Below are 19,106 nucleotides of genomic sequence, written 5' to 3' on the forward strand. Positions count from 1 at the left end.
GTCAGGCTCCTGCTTTTTCGCCGGCGGCAGCGTTCTGACCAAAAGTAAGCTCTTCCCGTAGTTTCCACACGCCCGTCACATCATGCTCATACAGTCCCATGGTACGTACGGTGAACGAGGCCTCGAAGTCTTCCAGCTGCTGCTCGGCAGCATCCATGTTGGCCTCACTCACGTCATGCGCCACGGTGACGTGCGGGTGGAAGGGGAACTCGAGGTCGCGGGCAAGCGGCCCGGCCTGCAACCTTCGGTGCAGGTCAACGCAGGAGGCAAATCCCTCGGTCACGTTGATGAAGACCACCGGAGTCAGCGGGCGGAACGTGCCCGTGCTCTTCAGCGTCACCGTGAACGGGCACTGGGCGGCGGCGACCTCCCGCACATGCTGAATGGTGGACGGCCAGTCCGTGGCCGGTGTGGTGGTGATCAGCGTGATGTGAGGGGGCACCAGGGCGGCCATCGGATCGCCGAAGGAAGCCCGCCAGCGCTCCAGCTCCCCGGCAATGGGATCCGGAATGGCAATCACAACGCCCACGCTGTAGCCCTCGACAGCCCGCCGGCCCACGATGTAGGTCGGTTGGAACTGCTCGGTGTCGCTGACGGGGTGGCTCATGATGCTAGAAGGCACCCGCCGGTCCGCGGCCATGCGCTGGGAGAAACCCTACTTTCGAGAACACATCTGCCAGCGTAACGGACGCAATCGCCCGTGCCTTCTCCGCTCCCACCGCGAGCAGCCGGTCAAGCTCCGCCGGATCCGACAGCAGTTCCAGCGCCCGTGCACGGACCGGCTCCAACCGGTCCACCACGACGTCAGCGAGCTCCACCTTCAGATGCCCGTACATGCGGTCCTCGAAATGGCCGACGACGTCATCCATGTTCTTGTCCGTCAGGAGCGAGTAAATGGAGAGCAGGTTGGAGATGCCGGGCTTCTCCTCGCGGTCGAAGCGGATCTCGGTGCCGTCATCCGTCACTGCTGACTTGATACGTTTGGCGGTAACCTTCGGCTCGTCCATGATGTTGATCAGCCCTGCCGCCGAGCTCGCGGACTTCGACATCTTGGCCGTGGGGTTCTGCAGATCGTAGATCTTCGCCGATTCCTTCTGGATGAATGGTTTGGGGACAACGAACGTTTCGCCGAAACGCGTATTGAAGCGCTGCGCGAGATCCCGGCTCAGCTCGATGTGCTGGCGCTGGTCTTCCCCGACGGGGACACCCTCCGGCTGGTACAGCAGGATGTCCGCGGCCTGGAGGACGGGGTAGGTGAACAGTCCCACGGAGGTGGAATCCGCCCCCTGCTTGAGTGACTTGTCCTTGAACTGGGTCATCCGCGAGGCTTCACCGAACCCGGTGATGCAGTTCAGCACCCAGGCCAGCTGGGCGTGCTCGGGAACGTGGGACTGGACAAAGAGCGTGCACTTGTCCACGTCCACCCCGCCGGCGATGTACTGGGCGGCAGTCAGGCGTGTGCGCTCGGCAAGCTCCGCGGGATCCTGCGGGACCGTGATGGCATGCAGGTCCGGGATGAAGTAAATCGCATCATGGGAATCCTGCATCCGAACCCACTGCACCAGGGCACCGAGATAGTTGCCCAGGTGCAGGGAGCTGCCCGAGGGCTGCATGCCGGACAGGACTCGCTGGCGGCCGGTGGAAGAGGAAGTCATGTCAGTCCTGGGGTTGTAAGAGCTGGTAGTCGACAACAAGCGGCGCGTGATCCGAGAAGCGGGCTTCCCAGGAGTGCGCCCGGTCAACGACGGCGGAGGTGGCGGCTGCTGCCAGCTCAGGGGTGGCGAGGTGGTAATCGATGCGCCAGCCGGCGTCGTTGTCGAACGCCTTGCCCCGCCAGGACCACCAGGTGTACGGACCGTCCACGTCGCCGGCGAGATCCCGGTGCACGTCGACCCAACCCACGGCGTCGCCGAGGAAGGAATCGAAGTAGGCGCGTTCCTCCGGCAGGAAGCCGGCCTTTTTCAGGTTTCCCTTCCAGTTCCGGATGTCGCGGGTGGTGTGACCGACGTTCAGGTCCCCCACCACCAGTGCGTGGTCCCGGGTGCTGCGCAGCTCAGTGAGCCGGGCTTTCATCAGGTCGAGGAACCGGTACTTGTCATCCTGCTGCGGCGAACCGGCTTCACCGGAGTGGACGTATGCGCTGACCACGCTGAGGGTGGATCCGCCCAGGTCGAAATCGGCTTCCACCCAGCGGCCGGCCGATGCGAAGTATTCGTCGCCGATATGCTCGCGGGTCTCGGAGGGCGCCAGGCGGGATGCGACGGCAACACCGGCACGGCCCTTCGCGGCGGCCTCGGAGTGCAGGATGTGCCAGGAGTCCCCTAGGAGCTCCCGTACCACGGAGTCCGGGGCGCGGACCTCCTGGAGGCAGAGGATGTCCACGTTCCTGTCCGCGAGCCATTCCTGCATGCCCCGCCGGTAGGCGGCGCGGATGCCATTGACGTTCACGGTGGCAACGCGGAGCGCTTCAGGGTGTTTGCTGTGTCTCAGGGTCGGTGCCAAACTCACCCGATCAACCATACCGGAGCGCTATTCGACGACGGTGCCCTCGACGGGGCCGTCGTCGTTGTTTTTCATCATGCTCCGGGCATTGTGGGAGGTGATCTCAATGGTTTCCAGGGCGCGGTCCACCATGCCCTGGTCCTTGCCGAGATGATCACGGATCACGCGGGCCTGGACCTGGACGATCTTGAAGCTGTGGTCCAGCTTTTCATCCCGCATGGCAGCGCTGGGCGCAGCCGGTCCCCTGCCCGCCATACCGCCGCCGGCGGTCCTGTTGAACTCGTCGATCCGTGCGCTGGCCTTGCGGGCGGCTGAGCGCACCGTGAAGACCACGAAGCTGAACACCAGCAGCCACCCAAGGGAGATGATCACCACAAGCCAGCCGACGACGTCGTTCTCATTGGCCGCGAAAACCACCGCGACCAGGAAGACGACAAGCATGATGGCCATTCCGACGCCGCCCATGCGCAGGCTCAGGCCCTTGCCCGCGGTTTTTCCAGAAGTTCCCAGTGGTTGCATGCTCCTATTGTCTCAAACCGGCGGAGCCGTCCGGGCGGCTTCCACCACCGGCGAAAAGCCGGCCGGGCGGGCACGCAGAAGATTTTTTCAAACTCCACCCATCCGTGATGCAGACCACCCCGAACTAGGGTCATGCGTACTTTTCCGGTGCGCGTTCCATTCGCATCATGGAGGAATCATGAACAAGAACGCTCTTTTCGCAGTTCCCACTCTCGCACTCGGTCTGCTCGCCCTCGGCGGTGCACCGGCCATGGCGGCCGACCACGCCGAGTCCTACTCCGCAACGCTTGGACAGCTGAACGGCACCACCGGTACCGGCACCATCACGGTCGATGTGCAGGACAACCAGGCCACCGTTAACCTTCAGGTCTCCGGCCTCGCCGAGACCTTCCTGGACGGCCCCTACCCCCACGTCCAGCACATCCACGGCGGCGCACAGGGCGTCTGCCCCACTCCGGCCAATGATGAGAACGGTGACGGCCTCGTCAGTGTCACCGAAGGTGCAGGCGGCTACGGCGGAATCGTCACCACGCTGTCCACCAGCGGTGACACGAGCCCCGCTGCCGGTCTTGACCTCGCACTGGGCGGCCAGGGCGGCTCCTACACCGTCCAGCGGACCTTTGAGCTGAATGAGGAGACCCACGCGGCTCTCGAAGCCGGAACCGCTGTGGTTGTGGTTCATGGTCTTGATCCCGCCACTGCAGGCGTCAGCGAAGAGGTGTTCAACTCCCCGAGCGATCTTGACCCCAACCTGCCCCTGGGCGCCACCTCGCCTGCTCTCTGTGGCACCCTGACCGCAGCCCAGATGGGCGCCATGCCCCAGGGCGGCGCTGACACCGGCGTAGAGCAGCAGACCGGCTCCAACCTGGGCATGATCGCCCTCGGTGGCGGCCTGGTCCTGGCAGCAGCAGCCGGCGGCACCTACGCCGTCCGCCGCGCGAACAACAACTAAGGAATAACCTGATCCCATGATCAGTTCCATCACCGGCCGTCGCAGAAGCCTTGCCGCTTCTGCGGCGGCCGCCGTGTTCATCCTCTCCGGCTGCGGCAGCACCGTTGCCGAAGATGGCTCCCAACCTCCGGCAACGACGACGACGGCGCCCTCCGCTTCAGCGACCGCCTCGCCCGCCCCTTCCCCAACAGCTGCTTCCCCCGCGGCAACAGATCCGGCGTCCGCCTTTCCCAAGCCGGAGCTGCCTCCGGTGCTCGAGGCTTCCGCACCCGTCTCCTTCTCCATCCCCGCGATCGGTGCCGGGTCGGACCTGCTTTCCCTGGGATTGCGGGAGAACGGCAGTCTCGAAGTACCCCCGGAAGGTCCCGGCGCTCCGGCCAGCTGGTACAACCAGTCCCCTACCCCCGGCGAGCGCGGACCGGCTGTCCTTCTCGGGCACGTCAACGCGACCGGCGGCGGACCCGGGGTCTTCGCAGATCTCAGGGCGCTCAAGGCGGGTGACCTCATTGAGGTCCAGCGGGAGGACGGCTCAACCGCAACCTTCGCGGTGACGAAGGGCGAACAGTACCCGAAGGACGAATTCCCCACGCAGAGGGTGTACGGCAACACCGAGGGCGCCGAGATCCGCCTCATCACCTGCGACGGCTACGATCCGGCCACCGGCGAGTTCGACGACAACTACGTTGTCTACGCCGAACTGGTGACCTGAGATGCCTCGCAGCTGACCAGGCCTACCGACTGACCGGGCCTACCAGCTGACCAGACCTACCAGCTGACCAGGCAGAAGGGATGACCGGCCGGGTCCAGGAACACCCTGAACGTCCCGGTACCCGAATCCATGCTCGTAGCTCCCAGCGCGAGCACCTGCTGCTCCGCCACGTCAAGGTCATCCACCCGGATGTCGAGGTGCACCTGTTGCGGAATGTCCTGGCCCGGCCAGCTGGGCGGCGTGTAGCCCTCGACCTGCTGGAAGGCCAGCGCCGGGCGGTCCGGGGCATCTCCGATGGTGATCCAGCCGTTGTCATCATGCTGGACGCGGATCATCCCGAGCAGGTCCTCGTCGAAGGACGCCAGCTGGTCCGTGTTTGAACAGTCGAACACCGTTGCATGCCATTTCCCGATCATGGTTCCAGTATCGGCCCCGCGCGCGGCGCCGGAAAGCCCGAAGCGGTCATCGGCTGTCCTATTTGAGGAACAGCTTCCGCAGGCGTGTGGTGGTCAGGACCATCCCGACGAGGATCATCACCAGGTAATAGGTGACATGGATGGCCGTCGCCGGCGTGAAGATCCCGACGCTGAGCTGCCGGAGCAGTTCCACCCCGTGCCAGAGGGGCAGCGCCTGGATGAACCACTGGATGGCCTGCGGATACACACTCAACGGGTAGAAGGTCGCCGAGAACAGGAACATGGGCAACATGACAAAGTTGATCCAGTCCATCTGCTGGAAGGTCTTCATGTAGCTCGTGATGCCCATCCCGAAGGAGGCGAACCCGAACGCAATCAGCACCGACGCCGGCACCATCAGTAGCGCCCACGGCGTGGTTATCAGTCCCATCAGCCCCATCACGGCGGTGAACCCCGTGGCATAGAGGGCTCCGCGAAGCAGCGCGAGGAAGATTTCCCCGATCGCGACGTCCAGCGGCCCCAGGGAGGTGTACAGCATCCCCTGGTACAGCTTGGCGAAGTTCATCTTGAAGAACACGTTCCAGGTGGAGTCGTACACGGCGCCGTTCATTGCGGACACGGCAAGGAGCGCCGGCGCAATGTACGCGGCGTAACTGATCTCCTCCCCGCCGGGCCCGACGACGGTGCCCACCAGGGCGCCCAGCCCCACTCCCATCGAGATGAGATAGAGCACCGGTTCGAAGAAGCCCGACACCATGATCAGCCAGTTGCTGCTCTTCGTTGCCCTCAGGCCGCGGGCAATCACCGCCCTGGCATTGCGCGAGTAGAGCGCGCTGAAGGGGCGGTCCTTCACCTGTACCCGGTAATCCTCCTCGGTCAGCATGTTGCTCACTTACCCAGCCTCCGCTCATACACCCGGCGGGCCAGGACCCAGCCAAGGAGCGCCAGCGCCACCAGGTAGAGCACGTGTACCGCTGACAGCCAGAGCGGTTCCGCGTAGCCGTAGGTCAGCACCCGGCCCAGTTCCGTTCCGTGCCACAGCGGGGAGATCCAGCCGATCCAGCGCAGCCCGAGGGGCAGCGTCTCCAGCGGGAAGAAGGTTCCGGAGAACAGGAACAGCGGGGTCACGATGAACCTCATCACCAGCGCAAACTGCCCCTTGTCCTCGGTGATGCTCGCCGAGTAGGCCATCAGGGGAAGTCCGAACGACAGCCCGCACACCACCGCAACCACGATCGCCACCGACCCCCACGCCGAGGGTGACGCCCCGAACGCGGCAACGATGGCGAAGTAGACGGCCGACATCAGGAACAGCCGCAGTGAGATGGCAATGATGTACCCGTTCACGATCTGGTGCACTGCCAGCGGGGAGGCATGCGGGCCGTAGTAGACGCGCCGCCACTTGAAGCCGTCCATGACCGGGTAGGTGAACTCGGTGGCCGCCGTCATGATGGTCGCCGAGGACAGCAGTGCCGGGGCAATGAAGGCGAGATAGCTGACGCCCCCGAATACGCTTTCGGCGCTGTTGCTGTCTACCAGGGTGGCCAGGCCCACGCCCATCGCGAAGAGGTACATCACCGGGTTGCCGACGCTGTACGCCAGCAGGGTCCAGCGGTAGCCGTTCATCACCTTGAGCGCATGTTCGGCGTAATACCAGGAGCCGAACTTTCGGGCCCGTTCAGCGGAAATTTTCGGCGGGTGGGCGCTCAGGGGGCGTGCCGCCGTCGTCGTCTGTTCTGCCGGCTGGCTGTCTGGGCTGCCGGCCCGGCTGCTAGTCAACGAGGCTCCTGCCGGTCAGGCGCAGGAAGACGTCCTCGAGCGAGGACCGGCGCACCAGCGAGGTGATGGGGTGGAGGCCGCGGGCGGTGACCTGCTCCAGGGCGGCCTCACCGTCATCGGTGTAGATCAGCACGCGGTCGGGAAGGGGTTCGAGCCGCTCGCCGATTCCGGCCAGGTCCGCCGCCACCGTCGTGTTGCGTTCCGAGCCGAAGCGGAGTTCAAGCACCTCGCGGGTGGAGTGCTCGCGGATGAGCCGGGCGGGGGAACCCTCGGCCATGATCTGTCCCTTGTCGACGACGACGAGGCGGTCGCAGAGCTGCTCCGCCTCATCCATGTAGTGGGTCGTGAGGATCAGGGTAACCCCGGACTCCTTCAGGCGGAACAGGCGGTCCCAGAGGATGTGGCGGGCCTGGGGGTCGAGACCGGTGGTCGGCTCATCGAGCAGGAGAATCTTGGGCTCGTTAATGAGCGACCGGGCGATGGTCAGGCGCCGCTTCATGCCGCCGGACAGCGAGTCGACCTTCGCCTTCGCCTTGTCAGTGAGCTGGGCGAACTCGAGCAGCTCGTCGGCTTTGGGCTTGAGATAGCTCATCGGCAGGCCGAAATAGCGGCCGTACACGAGGAGGTTGTCGCGGACCCGGAGTTCCTCGTCAAGGTTGTCTTGCTGCGGGACCACACCGAGGTGCGCCCGTACCTCCGGACCGTGCTGTTCCGGGTCCAGCCCCATGATGGTCAGCTTGCCGGAGGTGCGCTGGGAGACGCCGCCGATCATCTTCATGGTGGTCGATTTTCCGGCACCGTTCGGGCCGAGCAGCCCGAAGGATTCGCCCTGGGGTACATCGAAGGAGATGCCGTCGACGGCCACGAAATCGCCGTAGTGCTTGCTCAGCCTGTCAGCAGAGATGACGTAGTTCGGAATAGTTTGGTTGGGCACCAGAACAGCGTAGGCCCTCCCCCAAAGTTTTTGTCGCCTATCTGCTGTTTTGGCGGTGCCTTGGCAGCAGATAGACGACAAAAACTCGACGGCTCACTGACGCTCGGCTGCTTCCACGACGTTCATCAGCAGCATGGCGCGGGTCATGGGGCCCACTCCGCCGGGATTGGGCGAAAGCCAGGCGGCGACGCCGGCCGCGTCCTGCGCCACGTCACCGCGCAGGGTGGCCTTCCCGGTCTCCGGATCGACCACGCGGGTCACACCGACGTCGAGGACGACGGCCCCCGGCTTGAGGTGTTCGGCAGTGATCATGCCGGGCATGCCCGCAGCCGCAACGACGACGTCGGCCTCGCTGAGGTGGCGCTCCAGATCCACCGTGCCGGTGTGTGCCAGCGTGACGGTCGCGTTGATCTCGCGGCGGGTGAGCAGCAGGCCGAGCGGCCGTCCCACGGTGACCCCACGGCCCACCACCAGCACATTCTTTCCCCGCAGGTGGATGTCATGGCGCAGGAGCAGCTCAACAATGCCGTTCGGGGTACAGGGCAGCGGCGAGTCCATCGGGGCGCTGACATTCAGGACCAGCCTTCCGAGGTTCGTCGGGTGCAGCCCGTCGGCGTCCTTTTCCGGCGCCATCCGCTCCAGGATGGCGTTCGCGTCCAGGTGCGCAGGAAGCGGCAGCTGGACGATGTAGCCGGTGGTTTCGTCGTCGTCGTTCAGCTCGTCGATGACCTTTTCGAGGTCTTCCTGGGTGATGTCTCCGGGCAAGTCGCGGCGGATGGACCTGATGCCCACCTGCTCGCAGTCCCGGTGCTTCCCGCCGACGTAGGAGTGGCTGCCCGGATCGTCGCCCACCAGGACCGTGCCCAGGCCGGGTGTGACTCCCCGTGCCTTCAGGGCGCTGACGCGCTCGGTCAGTTCGGTGCGGATTGCGGCCGCCGTTGCCTTGCCGTCAAGAATCTGTGCGCTCATTTACGCGGCTCCTTTGTTGGCCTGTTCCCGGTCGAGCTCCTCGAGCAGGAACGCTTTTCCGCGCTCACAGCATCCGGTGAAACAGCATTCGTCCGTGGGGATTTCATACTCGTCGGAGCGGGCTGCCTCCGACTCCAGTGCGCCCGGCGGGAGGTCTTCTACCATTCCTCGTGTCCGGGGTAGAGCGGGAAATCGGCCGCGAGGCGGGATACACGTGCACGCAGCGCGTCTACGTCGGCTTCGGGCTTCAGCACCGCTGCAATGATCTCGGCGACCTCTGTGAACTCTGCGGCGCCGAACCCGCGGGTGGCCAGTGCGGGGGTGCCGATGCGCAGTCCGGAGGTGACCATCGGCGGACGCGGATCGTTGGGGACCGCATTGCGGTTCACGGTGATGCCGACCGAGTGCAGGAGGTCCTCGGCCTGCTGTCCGTCAAGTGTGGAGTTGCGGAGGTCAACGAGCACCAGATGAACGTCGGTGCCCCCGGTGAGGACTGACACGCCGTGCTCGGTGACGTCAGCGCCCATGAGCCGCTCGGCGATGATCCGTGCACCTTCGAGGACACGCTCCTGGCGCTCCTTGAACTCCTCGGAGCCGGCGATCTTGAAGGCGGTGGCCTTGGCCGCGATGACGTGCATGAGCGGTCCGCCCTGCTGGCCCGGGAAGACGTTCGAGTTGAGCTTCTTGGCCCACTCCTGCTTCGCGAGGATCACGCCCGAGCGCGGACCGGAGAGGGTCTTGTGGACGGTGGAGGTGACGACGTCGGAGTGCGGAACCGGGCTCGGGTGCAGTCCGGCCGCCACGAGGCCGGCGAAGTGCGCCATGTCGGTCCAGAGCAGTGCGCCCACCTCATCGGCGATGGAGCGGAACGCCGCGAAATCAAGGTGGCGGGGGTACGCGGACCAGCCGGCGATGATGACCTGCGGCTTCTCGGCGAGGGCCTGCTCGCGGACGCGGTCCATGTCGAGGCGGTGGGTGTCATTCTCCACGCCGTACGCGGCAACCTCGTACAGCTTTCCGGAGAAGTTCAGCTTCATGCCGTGGGTGAGGTGGCCGCCGTGGGCCAGGGAGAGGCCCATGATCTTCTCGCCCGGCTTGATCATTGCGGCGAGCGCGGCGGCGTTGGCCTGGGCGCCCGAGTGGGGCTGCACGTTGGCGTACTCCGCGCCGAAGAGGGCCTTGACGCGTTCGATGGCCAGGCTCTCCGCAACATCCACGTGTTCACAGCCGCCGTAGTAGCGGCGGCCGGGGTAACCCTCGGCGTATTTGTTGGTCAGGACCGAGCCCTGTGCTTCGAGGACCGAGCGCGGTGCGAAGTTCTCGGACGCGATCATCTCGAGAGTGTCTCGCTGGCGGGCGAGTTCGTTGTTGAGGACCGCGGCGATTTCCGGGTCCACCTCGGACAGCGGTGCGTTGGTCACGGACTGGGTCACAGAGGGAGAGGATGAAGTCACGGGAGGCTCCTGATGATGGGTGAGCGTTCTACAGGTCAGGCTACCTGTTGACCCGGGCGCACCCGAAGTTTCGGGCCCGAGCAACAGAGGGGGACTTGACCCACGGCCCAGGCGTGCGATCCGTGGTCGGCGCTGCGCGCCGTCGTACAGGACGGCGCATGCCGCTTCCTGGTGGTTACCCACCCAACGCCAGTCGCGACGCAAGCCATTCTAGAGGGTGGTCACCGTGGGCTTCCTACTGTGTCGGACGGTGACAGCTGCGGCGGAGGTGGCAGCGTACGACGACGACGGCGTTCCGCCGGCGGAACGGTAACCTTGGACGGTGACTGAAGCTGCGCAGGCCGGGTTCCCCGGCAACTTTTCGGGTGGTTCTTCCGGCAACTTTTCCGGCGATTTCGCGGGGGGCGCGCCGTCGTCGTTCATTTTGACGCTCTCCTGCGATGACCGGCCCGGGATTGTCCATGCCGTGTCCGGAGCGCTGGTGGCCGCTGACTGCAACATCACCGAATCCCAGCAGTACGGCAGCCCGGACTCGGGGACGTTCTTCATGCGGGTTGCCATCACCACCAGGTCTGAACGGCGCGCGGTGGAGGCACATCTGGCCCCGGTGGCCGAGGCGTTCGGGATGACGTGGGGCCTGCACACGGAAGGAACTCCGGCGCGCACGCTGATCATGGCGTCGAAATCCGCACACTGCCTCAACGATCTGCTGTTCCAGCAGCGTGCCGGCATGCTGCCCATCGAGGTGCCCGTGATCGTCTCGAACCACACCGATCTCGCCGAGCTGGCAGCGTTCTACGGCATCGAGTTCCACCACGTTCCGGTAACCGGCGACGGGAAAGCCGAAGCCGAGGAGCGGCTGCTGGAGCTGGTTGCCGAGCACAGGATCGAGCTTGTGGTGCTGGCGCGCTACATGCAGGTGCTCAGCGACACCCTGTGCTCCCAGCTGGTGGGCCGGGCGATCAACATCCATCACTCGTTCCTGCCGTCCTTCAAGGGTGCCCGCCCCTACCACCAGGCGCATGCCCGGGGCGTGAAGCTGATTGGCGCGACCGCCCACTACGTGACCCCTGCCCTGGACGAAGGACCGATTATCGAGCAGGAGGTCATCCGGGTGGATCACGCCCGGACCGCCACCCAGCTGGTGGCCATGGGAGCCGACGTCGAAAGCCGCACCCTCGCGCAGGCCGTGAAGTGGCACGCCGAGCATCGGGTGCTGCTTGACGGCACGCGTACCGTGGTTTTCAACTGACCGTGCTGTTTGACCTTTCCTGAGGAGACACCATGAGCGAGGAAACACCGCTGCGCTACCGCGTATTGACCGGCCCGGATGACCGCGCCTTCTGCGCCCGGGTCAGCGAGGCGCTCGAGAGCGGGTACCGCCTGCACGGCTCGCCCTCGGTGACGTACAACGGCGACCGCGTGATCGTGGCGCAGGCTGTGGTCCTCGAGGACTGAGCTGGGCCCGGGTGCCCCGGGTACGGCTGCCCGGGGTGCAGTAGCCCGGGGCCAGTAGCCGTCTCCGTGAGCAACCTGGACCGCGAGCAGCGTCGCGGTGAGCAACCCGGACCGAGGTGAGCAACCTTTCCGCAGCCGGTCGCGGGCGGCAGCCGGTGCGGTGAGTGACCTGGACCGAGGTGAGCAACCTTTCCCTCACCCCGGTCCGGTTTGCTCCACGTGAAGTCCATTTCACTCACGCCCGCCCCGACCTACCTCTGACGGTCGTCGGCTGGAACGTGGCAAGCCCGCCCTGGTCAGCTCTCGCGCGAGGAGCTGCGGGCCTGTCGCTTCCCTCCACTCCCACCTCACGACGTTCTTTCCCGTGGCACGAACGCGGTTCTCCCGATTCTTTTCATCGATGACAACCTGGGACGCCGTTCTGCCGTTCATGTACTCGGGTTTCTGATACTTTCCCCGGCCGTCGAACTCCCCCACCAGCGCGTAATCCTTCCACCAGAAGTCGACCACCGCCGCCAGTCCCATCTCATCCATCACGCTGTACTGCAGATCGGGCTCAGGAAAACCGAGTTCGGCTATATGCACCCGGCTCAGCGACTCCCCCGGGTACATCGCCCGGCCGTCGGAGAACTGCAGAACCCGCCGGGCTTTTCGTCTTTTGGCGCCCGATGGAAGCAGTGCCACGCATTCCTCCACTTCGGCTTTCCCTACCGGCCGACGACGGTTTTCTACCGGAAGGGGCTTGGTGTTGAGCAGCCGGTCCATGACGGCAACCGCCCACGGAAAGTCATAAATGAGCGCGAGGTCGACGGCGGTCTGGACTTTGTCGGTCACTTGCATGCCATGGTCGAGCGCTACGGGCGTGGACAGGTATGGATCGCGAGTGATCCGACGGACTCCGTTGCTACTCCTACGTCCGCTTCCCACCGGCACGATCATCTGGACGTCCGATGGCAGATCAGGCCGGGGAAAACCCCACAGCACTCCAGCAGTTTCTGCGCCGAAGAGCGGAGTCCGACGTGCGGTGCGAACCATCGCTGCGAGCATTCCCCGGTAGCGTTCCTCGTCTTCAAGCAGCCTCCAATCCTGCGCGTCCACGTAACATCCATGTCTGATCCGGAGCAGCTCGCCGCTCCTGGCACGTCGGGAGAGTTCGCGCGGCCAGGCCTCGTCGTACGGTTTGTCTGCGCTGGTGCGGATTGGAAGTGGAAAGTCGCCCATGATTCCCAGCAAATCCCATCAGCCTGCCGCGCGGGGAAGCCGAACCGGTTCTGTGGATAACGCACTGCGCGGGTGGCGATGGGCAACTCGTGAGCAACCTGGACCGGGGTGAGCAACTTTTCCCTCACCACGGCCCGGATTGCTCGTCGTCGCGTCCGGATTGCTCGTCATCGCGTCCACATTGCTCCCAGCCCCGTCCGGATTGCGCCTCGGACCCCGCTGGCCCGCCCGCACCACGGCTCACAGCCCGACTGCGGCGATAGGCTGGGCGGATGGGACACATCATTGAGTTCAGCGGTCATACTCCCTCGGTTCCGGAGTCGGTGTTCGTGGCGCCTACGGCGTCCATCATCGGTAATGCGACTTTCGGCGAAAACTCTAGCGCCTTCTACGGCGTGAGCGTCCGGGCAGATACCGCAACCATCAGCATCGGTGAAGGCACCAACCTGCAGGACAATGTCGTCGTGCATGCCGACCCGGGCTTTCCCGCCACTGTCGGGAACCGGGTCAGCGTGGGGCACAGCGCCGTCGTCCACGGATGCACCATCGAGGACGACTGCCTTGTCGGCATGAGCGCCACCATCATGAACGGCGCCACCGTCGGAACCGGGTCGCTGGTTGCTGCCGGCGCCATCGTTCTTGAAGGCACACAGATTCCTCCGCGATCCCTGGTGGCCGGGGTCCCCGCAAAGGTGCGCCGGGAGTTGACCGATGAGGAACTGCAGGGTGTCCGCAATAACGCGAGGAGGTATCAGGAATTGGCCGCAAGTCACCGAGTTGCGTTTACTTCTTGACGGCAACTACCTGCATGTAGGAATGTGTATGCATGTCCGTAGAGTCCGCCGCGCCGTCGCGGTCCAACCCTCGTCGAGCCCCCGCCAAACCGGGCTCACAGTCAGCCCTGCGGCAATCGAACGAGCAGCGGATTGTCCAGGCACTCGCAACCGGAGGCCCGCAGACCCAGGCCGAGCTTGCCCGCCAGACCGGGCTGTCGACGGCGACGGTCTCCAACATTGTCCGCGGCATGTCCCGCTCGGGAACGGTGACCACCAGTCCAACCACCAGCTCCGGGCGTAGGGCTCTCTCCGTTGCACTCAACGACGACGGTTCGGTTGCGGTGGGCATCGACATCGGCCGACGGCACCTGAGGGTTGTTCTTGCGGGGCCTGACTATCGCGTCCTGGGTGAGGAAGCCATCGCCCTCAAAGCCGGACACACCGCAGCGGAAGGTCTTGATGCAGCGGCGGAGCTCCTCGACAGGCTCCTTGCCGAGCAGGGCATCCCGCGAAGCTCGGTCCTGGGCGCGGGCATCGGCATCCCGGGGCCCATCGACCGCCGGTCGGGGACGGTCGTGCAGGGCGCAATCCTGCCAGAGTGGGTGGGAATCAACATCCTCGAGACCTTCGGAAAGCGCCTGGGAATACCCGTATTCATTGACAATGACGCCAATCTCGGCGCCTTGGCGCAGGTCACCTGGGGCCCGCACAGTTCGGTGGAAAATCTCATCTTCGTGAAGGTCGGTTCGGGCATCGGCGCAGGGCTTATCCTGAACGGCTCGCTCTATTACGGGAACGTCGGAATCACCGGCGAGCTCGGTCACATGACGATCAACGAGCACGGCCTGATCTGCCGGTGCGGCAACCGCGGGTGCCTCGAAACGGTTGCCTCCACGTCGACGATGATCAGTCTGCTTCAGCGCACCACCGACCGCCCCCTGATGGCACCGGACATTGTGCGACTGGCCCTGCGCGGCGACACCGCCACGCTCCGTGTCATTGACGACGCCGGACTTGCGATCGGACGCGCGGTGGCCCACGTCGCAAACCTGATCAACCCGGAACTCATCGTTCTCGGCGGCTCCCTCACGGACCTCGGCGACATCCTCCTCGATCCCGTCCGGCGCGGCCTGCTGCGCCATGCGGTTCCGGTCGTCGGTGAGTCGACCACGGTGTGCATGGGGTCGCTTGGGGAACGGGCGGAAGCACTGGGAGGGGCCGCCGTCGTTCTCTCCCAACCGAGTTCCATTCTTGGTTGAGCCTCTAACAGTTCATATCATTTTGCGTTCAAGACTTGACTGCAACACCCCACACAGGGTTAACTTTTCTTCGGGCCATCAACGGCCTGCAGACAGCGCCGTCAGTCGCGGGAAGGCCTCCATGGATAATCACATCATCCTCGAGATGCAGTCGATCACGAAGGAATTCCCCGGCGTGAAAGCGCTGGACAACGTTTCCTTGTCCGTCACAGCAGGTGAAATCCACGCGATCTGCGGCGAGAACGGCGCGGGCAAGTCGACGCTCATGAAGGTTCTCTCCGGGGTTTATCCTCACGGCACCTACAGCGGACGGATTGTCTTCCAGGGCAGGGAAGTCCAGTTCAAGGACATCCGGTCCAGCGAAGCGGCCGGCATTGTGATCATCCACCAGGAGCTGGCTCTCATTCCGGAGCTGTCCATCGCTGAGAACATCTTTCTCGGCAACGAGCCAACGCGTTTCGGAGTCATCAACTGGGACAAGGTGAACTCGGACACCCTCGAGCTGATGGCCCGTGTGGGTCTCCGGGAGGAGCCGACCACCAAGGTCAAGGACATCGGAGTGGGCAAACAGCAGCTTGTCGAGATCGCCAAGGCCCTGAGCAAGTCGGTCAAGCTGCTCATCCTCGATGAGCCAACTGCGGCGCTTAATGAGTCGGACTCACAGCACCTCCTGGACCTGATGGCCGGGCTGCGGTCCAAGGGCATCTCATGCATCATGATCTCGCACAAGCTCAACGAGATCGAGCAGATCGCCGACTCCATCACCATCATCCGTGACGGCAAATCCATCGAAACCCTCCACGTTAAGAACGACGGCGTGGACGAGGACCGCATTATCCGCGGGATGGTGGGACGCTCCCTTGAGTCACGGTTCCCCGACCACACCCCGAAGATCGGCGAGGTCTTCTTTGAGGTACGAAACTGGACCGTCGGGCACCCTGCTGTCGGCGACCGTCTGGTCTGCAAGAACTCGAATTTCACGGTACGCCGCGGGGAAATCGTGGGATTCGCCGGTCTGATGGGCGCCGGACGCACGGAGCTCGCCCGCTCGGTGTTTGGACGCTCCTACGGAAATTTCAAGTCCGGGCAGATCTTTAAGGACGGCAAGGAGATCCAGCTCCGAAATGTTGCGCAGGCCATTGAGCACGGCCTCGCGTATGTCACTGAGGACCGGAAGTCGCTCGGGCTGAATCTGCTCGATGACATCAAAGCCACCACTGTGGCAGCCAACCTGCAGAAGATCACCAAGGGTCTGGTGGTGGACGCTGACCAGGAATTCGTGGTCGCCGAGGAGTACCGGAAATCACTGCGGACCAAGACCCCCAGTGTGAATGAAGGCGTCGCAAAGCTCTCCGGCGGCAACCAGCAGAAAGTTGTGCTCGCCAAGTGGATGTTCACCGATCCAGACCTGTTGATCCTTGACGAGCCGACCCGTGGCATCGACGTCGGTGCAAAGTATGAAATCTATGGAATCATCCAGCGTCTGGCCGATCAGGGGAAGGGCGTCATCGTCATTTCATCGGAGCTGCCGGAGCTCCTCGGACTCTCCGACCGGATTTACACCATTTTCGAAGGCGCAATCACCGGCGAGGTGAGCCGTGACGAAGCAAGCCAGGAATCCCTGATGAAACTCATGACCGCCAGCAGGAAATCTGCTTGAACCGCTGCCAAGGAGCTACCACAATGAATTCTCTCAAGAAACTCTTTGGCGGTAATACCCGCCAGTTCGGAATGATCTTCGCGCTGATCGCGCTGGTGATCTTCTTCCAGTGGCAGACGGGTGGAAAGACCCTGACGTCCGCGAACATGATGAACCTGTTCAACGGAAACTCCTACATCCTCATTCTGGCCATCGGTATGGTGCTCGTCATCATCGCCGGCCATATTGACCTTTCAGTGGGGTCAATCGCTGCCTTCGCCGGCATCGTGGTGGCGATCGCCATGCGGGACTGGGGCATCCCCTGGTACATGGGTATCCTCGTCGGGCTTGGTCTGGGCGCCCTGATCGGCATTTGGCAGGGGTTCTGGGTTGCCTACGTCGGCATACCGGCGTTCATCGTCACGCTCGCGGGTATGCTGCTCTTCCGCGGTGCCAACCAGTTCGTTGGGAAGTCGAACACCGTTCCTGTGCCGCAGGAGTTCCAGTACATCGGTTCCGGCTACCTTCCCGAGGTTGGACCAGTCACCGGCTACAACAACCTCACCCTGCTGCTCGGTTTCCTCCTCGTTGGAGTGGTGATCTACAACGAGCTGAAGAACCGCAAGCGGCTTGAGCGGGTCGGTGCGGAAACACCGGAGATGTGGGTTTCAGTCCTCAAGATCGCCCTCGTCTCTGCGGCCATTCTGTACGCCACCTACCTTTTTGCCACCGGGCGCCCGGGCACCTCGTTTCCGATCCCCGGGCTGATCCTCGGCGTCCTCGTCATCATCTACGGCTTCATCTCCAACAAGACCATCGCCGGTCGACACGTGTACGCCGTCGGCGGCAACCGCCACGCAGCAGAGCTGTCCGGCGTCAAGAGCCGCCGCATCAACTTCCTTGTCATGATGAACATGTCCATCCTTGCCTCGCTGGCCGGCATGATCTTCGTTGGCCGCTCCACCGCATCCGGCCCGTTTGACGGCGTCGGTTGGGAACTTGACGCGATTGCCGCCGTATTTATCGGCGGTGCGGCGGTGACCGGCGGCGTCGGCACCGTTGTGGGTTCGATCATCGGGGGCCTCGTGATGGCCGTCCTCAACAACGGCCTCCAGCTGCTGGGTATCGGCGCTGATATGACGCAGATCATCAAGGGCCTGGTGCTGCTGGTCGCCGTCGCGTTCGATGTCTACAACAAGAGCCAGGGCAAGCCGTCCATCACCGGCCTCCTTGCACGCGGCTTCGGCGGCGGCCGGAACAAGCCGGAGGCGCCTGCAGACGCGGAGGAGAACCTGGCCGCCCGGGAGGCCGTCGGCACCAAACAGGTCCTCTGACGGACCTCTTCAAGCTTCATTGACCAACAAAGCAAAAATGCTAAAGAAAGAGAATGGAATGCGTAATTTCGCAAAATCCTTCGCAGCTATTGCTGCAATTTCAGCGCTGGCGCTGACCTCGTGCGGCCGTGAGGATACGGGTACGGGCACCGAAGGCGGCGGCGAGGCAGCTGCCGGTTTCGAAGAAGGCGCAGCAATCGGTGTTGCCCTTCCCCAGAAGACCTCGGAAAACTGGGTTCTGGCAGAGCAGCTGTTCAACGATGGTCTGACTGAAGCCGGGTATGAGCCCGACGTACAGTTCGCCAACGGCGGAGTCTCGGAGCAGCAGAACCAGATCAGCTCCATGATCACCAATGGTGTCGAGGTTCTGATCGTCGGTGCGATCGACGGCGCCCAGCTCGGCACCCAGCTGCAGCAGGCCAAGGACGCCGGCATCACCGTCATCGCCTATGATCGTCTGCTGACCAACACCGAGAACGTTGACTACTACGTTGCGTACGACAACTTCCAGGTCGGCGAACTCCAGGGCCAGGCGCTTCTGGACGGCATGGCCGAACGCGGCGAGGGTCCGTACAACATTGAGCTGTTCGCAGGGTCCCCCGACGATGCCAACGCTCAGGTCTTCTTCGACGGCGCCATGAGCGTGCTGCAGCCCGAAATCGAAGCCGGCAACCTCAATGTTGTCTCCGGCCAGACCGAGTTCAACCAGGCGGTGACCCAGGGCTGGAAGGCCGAGAACGCCCAGCGCCGCATGGACACACTGCTGACCGGCAACTACACCGACACGGAGCTGCACGGCGTCCTCTCCCCCAACGACACCCTGGCCCGCGCAATCCTGACGTCCGTCAAGGCTGCCGGCAAGGACCTGCCGATCGTCACTGGGCAGGATTCGGAGGTTGAGTCGGTCAAGTCGATCATGGCCGGCGAGCAGTACTCCACCATCAACAAGGACACCCGCGACCTGGTTGCCCACGCGATCACCATGGTGGAGGGTCTCGCCGCAGGCGAGGAACTCGAGGTCAACGACACCGAGACCTACGACAACGGGGTAAAGGTGGTTCCGGCCTACCTCCTCGAGCCGCAGATCGTCACCCAGGAAAACGCTGCCGAAGCGTACGCCGACGATCCCACGCTCTCTGAACTGACCAAGTAGCACGCCCCAAAGAGCTCCCCGGCCGCCCCGAA

General features: G+C 64.0%; 20 protein-coding genes and 1 pseudogene. 9 read left to right on the plus strand and 12 right to left on the minus strand.

From position 1 onward, the window contains the following. Nucleotide 1: 1 nt before the first annotated feature. From BLS52_RS13720 to BLS52_RS13735, 4 genes are read right to left on the minus strand one after another with little or no spacing between them, the layout of a single operon-like run. A complete protein-coding gene (locus tag BLS52_RS13720; RefSeq protein WP_175460177.1) occupies nt 2-607 on the minus strand; it encodes a 2'-5' RNA ligase family protein in 606 nt (201 codons plus the stop codon). 4 nt (nt 608-611) lie between these two features. Next, the gene (gene trpS / locus BLS52_RS13725; protein ID WP_090587462.1) at nt 612-1,655 is read right to left on the minus strand and encodes a tryptophan--tRNA ligase; all 1,044 of its coding nucleotides are present in this window, start codon (nt 1,653-1,655) and stop codon (nt 612-614) included. A gap of 1 nt (nt 1,656) precedes the next feature. Next, nucleotides 1,657-2,520, minus strand: a complete 864-nt coding sequence (locus BLS52_RS13730; protein ID WP_090587463.1) for an exodeoxyribonuclease III — start codon at nt 2,518-2,520, stop codon at nt 1,657-1,659. 9 nt (nt 2,521-2,529) lie between these two features. Further along, a complete protein-coding gene (locus tag BLS52_RS13735; protein ID WP_026544289.1) occupies nt 2,530-3,021 on the minus strand; it encodes a hypothetical protein in 492 nt (163 codons plus the stop codon). A gap of 178 nt (nt 3,022-3,199) precedes the next feature. Between BLS52_RS13735 and BLS52_RS13740 the strand changes: the two genes are divergently transcribed. Together BLS52_RS13740 and BLS52_RS13745 are read left to right on the plus strand one after the other, a co-directional pair. Continuing rightward, nucleotides 3,200-3,973 carry a CHRD domain-containing protein gene (locus BLS52_RS13740; protein ID WP_090587465.1) on the plus strand — a complete coding sequence of 258 codons (774 nt, stop codon included), beginning with the start codon at nt 3,200-3,202 and terminating at the stop codon, nt 3,971-3,973. Between the two features lie 16 nt (nt 3,974-3,989). Further along, a complete protein-coding gene (locus tag BLS52_RS13745; RefSeq protein ID WP_090587466.1) occupies nt 3,990-4,682 on the plus strand; it encodes a class F sortase in 693 nt (230 codons plus the stop codon). 56 nt (nt 4,683-4,738) lie between these two features. Here BLS52_RS13745 and BLS52_RS13750 read toward each other — a convergent pair whose 3' ends face one another. The 7 genes from BLS52_RS13750 to glyA form a co-directional block, all read right to left on the minus strand. Then, nucleotides 4,739-5,098: a VOC family protein gene (locus tag BLS52_RS13750; protein ID WP_090587468.1), complete on the minus strand. Its 360-nt coding sequence runs from the start codon at nt 5,096-5,098 to the stop codon at nt 4,739-4,741. A 58-nt stretch (nt 5,099-5,156) separates the two neighbouring features. Beyond that, nucleotides 5,157-5,981, minus strand: a complete 825-nt coding sequence (locus BLS52_RS13755; RefSeq protein WP_090587525.1) for an ABC transporter permease — start codon at nt 5,979-5,981, stop codon at nt 5,157-5,159. A 5-nt stretch (nt 5,982-5,986) separates the two neighbouring features. After that, nucleotides 5,987-6,877, minus strand: a complete 891-nt coding sequence (locus tag BLS52_RS13760; protein WP_090587469.1) for an ABC transporter permease — start codon at nt 6,875-6,877, stop codon at nt 5,987-5,989. Then, complete coding sequence (locus tag BLS52_RS13765) at nt 6,870-7,811, minus strand: ABC transporter ATP-binding protein (protein WP_051470478.1); 942 nt, start codon at nt 7,809-7,811, stop codon at nt 6,870-6,872. Before BLS52_RS13765 ends, BLS52_RS13760 begins: the two co-directional genes overlap by 8 nt. Nucleotides 7,812-7,904: 93 nt before the next feature. Next, a complete protein-coding gene (locus BLS52_RS13770) occupies nt 7,905-8,780 on the minus strand; it encodes a bifunctional methylenetetrahydrofolate dehydrogenase/methenyltetrahydrofolate cyclohydrolase (protein WP_090587471.1) in 876 nt (291 codons plus the stop codon). Continuing rightward, on the minus strand, nt 8,781-8,945 hold the full coding sequence (locus BLS52_RS18560; RefSeq protein ID WP_156929968.1) for a hypothetical protein: 165 nt from the start codon (nt 8,943-8,945) through the stop codon (nt 8,781-8,783). After that, nucleotides 8,939-10,234: a serine hydroxymethyltransferase gene (gene glyA, locus BLS52_RS13775; RefSeq protein ID WP_090587473.1), complete on the minus strand. Its 1,296-nt coding sequence runs from the start codon at nt 10,232-10,234 to the stop codon at nt 8,939-8,941. Before glyA ends, BLS52_RS18560 begins: the two co-directional genes overlap by 7 nt. A gap of 421 nt (nt 10,235-10,655) precedes the next feature. On the opposite strand from glyA, the gene purU reads away from it, so the two are divergent. After that, complete coding sequence (purU, locus tag BLS52_RS13780; RefSeq protein ID WP_245702878.1) at nt 10,656-11,486, plus strand: formyltetrahydrofolate deformylase; 831 nt, start codon at nt 10,656-10,658, stop codon at nt 11,484-11,486. Nucleotides 11,487-11,518: 32 nt separating this feature from the next. Further along, a pseudogene (locus tag BLS52_RS13785) lies at nt 11,519-11,683 on the plus strand (DUF1737 domain-containing protein); the annotation flags it as partial. A gap of 240 nt (nt 11,684-11,923) precedes the next feature. Here BLS52_RS13785 and BLS52_RS13790 read toward each other — a convergent pair. After that, entirely contained in the window at nt 11,924-12,913 is a 990-nt protein-coding gene (locus tag BLS52_RS13790; RefSeq protein ID WP_139186270.1) for a hypothetical protein, read from the minus strand. A gap of 272 nt (nt 12,914-13,185) precedes the next feature. On the opposite strand from BLS52_RS13790, the gene BLS52_RS13795 reads away from it, so the two are divergent. The 5 genes from BLS52_RS13795 (at nt 13,186) to BLS52_RS13815 (ending at nt 19,074) form a co-directional block, all read left to right on the plus strand. Next, nucleotides 13,186-13,707, plus strand: coding sequence for a gamma carbonic anhydrase family protein (locus tag BLS52_RS13795; protein ID WP_090587479.1), 522 nt, complete (start codon nt 13,186-13,188; stop codon nt 13,705-13,707). A 32-nt stretch (nt 13,708-13,739) separates the two neighbouring features. Continuing rightward, a complete protein-coding gene (locus BLS52_RS13800) occupies nt 13,740-14,948 on the plus strand; it encodes an ROK family transcriptional regulator (protein ID WP_090587481.1) in 1,209 nt (402 codons plus the stop codon). A gap of 121 nt (nt 14,949-15,069) precedes the next feature. Next, nucleotides 15,070-16,608, plus strand: coding sequence for a multiple monosaccharide ABC transporter ATP-binding protein (mmsA, locus tag BLS52_RS13805; RefSeq protein ID WP_090587483.1), 1,539 nt, complete (start codon nt 15,070-15,072; stop codon nt 16,606-16,608). Between the two features lie 23 nt (nt 16,609-16,631). Beyond that, nucleotides 16,632-17,921, plus strand: coding sequence for a multiple monosaccharide ABC transporter permease (mmsB, locus tag BLS52_RS13810; RefSeq protein ID WP_090587486.1), 1,290 nt, complete (start codon nt 16,632-16,634; stop codon nt 17,919-17,921). 58 nt (nt 17,922-17,979) lie between these two features. Continuing rightward, entirely contained in the window at nt 17,980-19,074 is a 1,095-nt protein-coding gene (locus BLS52_RS13815; protein WP_090587487.1) for a substrate-binding domain-containing protein, read from the plus strand. Nucleotides 19,075-19,106: the final 32 nt, after the last annotated feature.

The sequence above is a fragment of the Arthrobacter subterraneus genome, from assembly GCF_900099735.1.
Classification (GTDB): Bacteria; Actinomycetota; Actinomycetes; order Actinomycetales; family Micrococcaceae; genus Arthrobacter_D; species Arthrobacter_D subterraneus.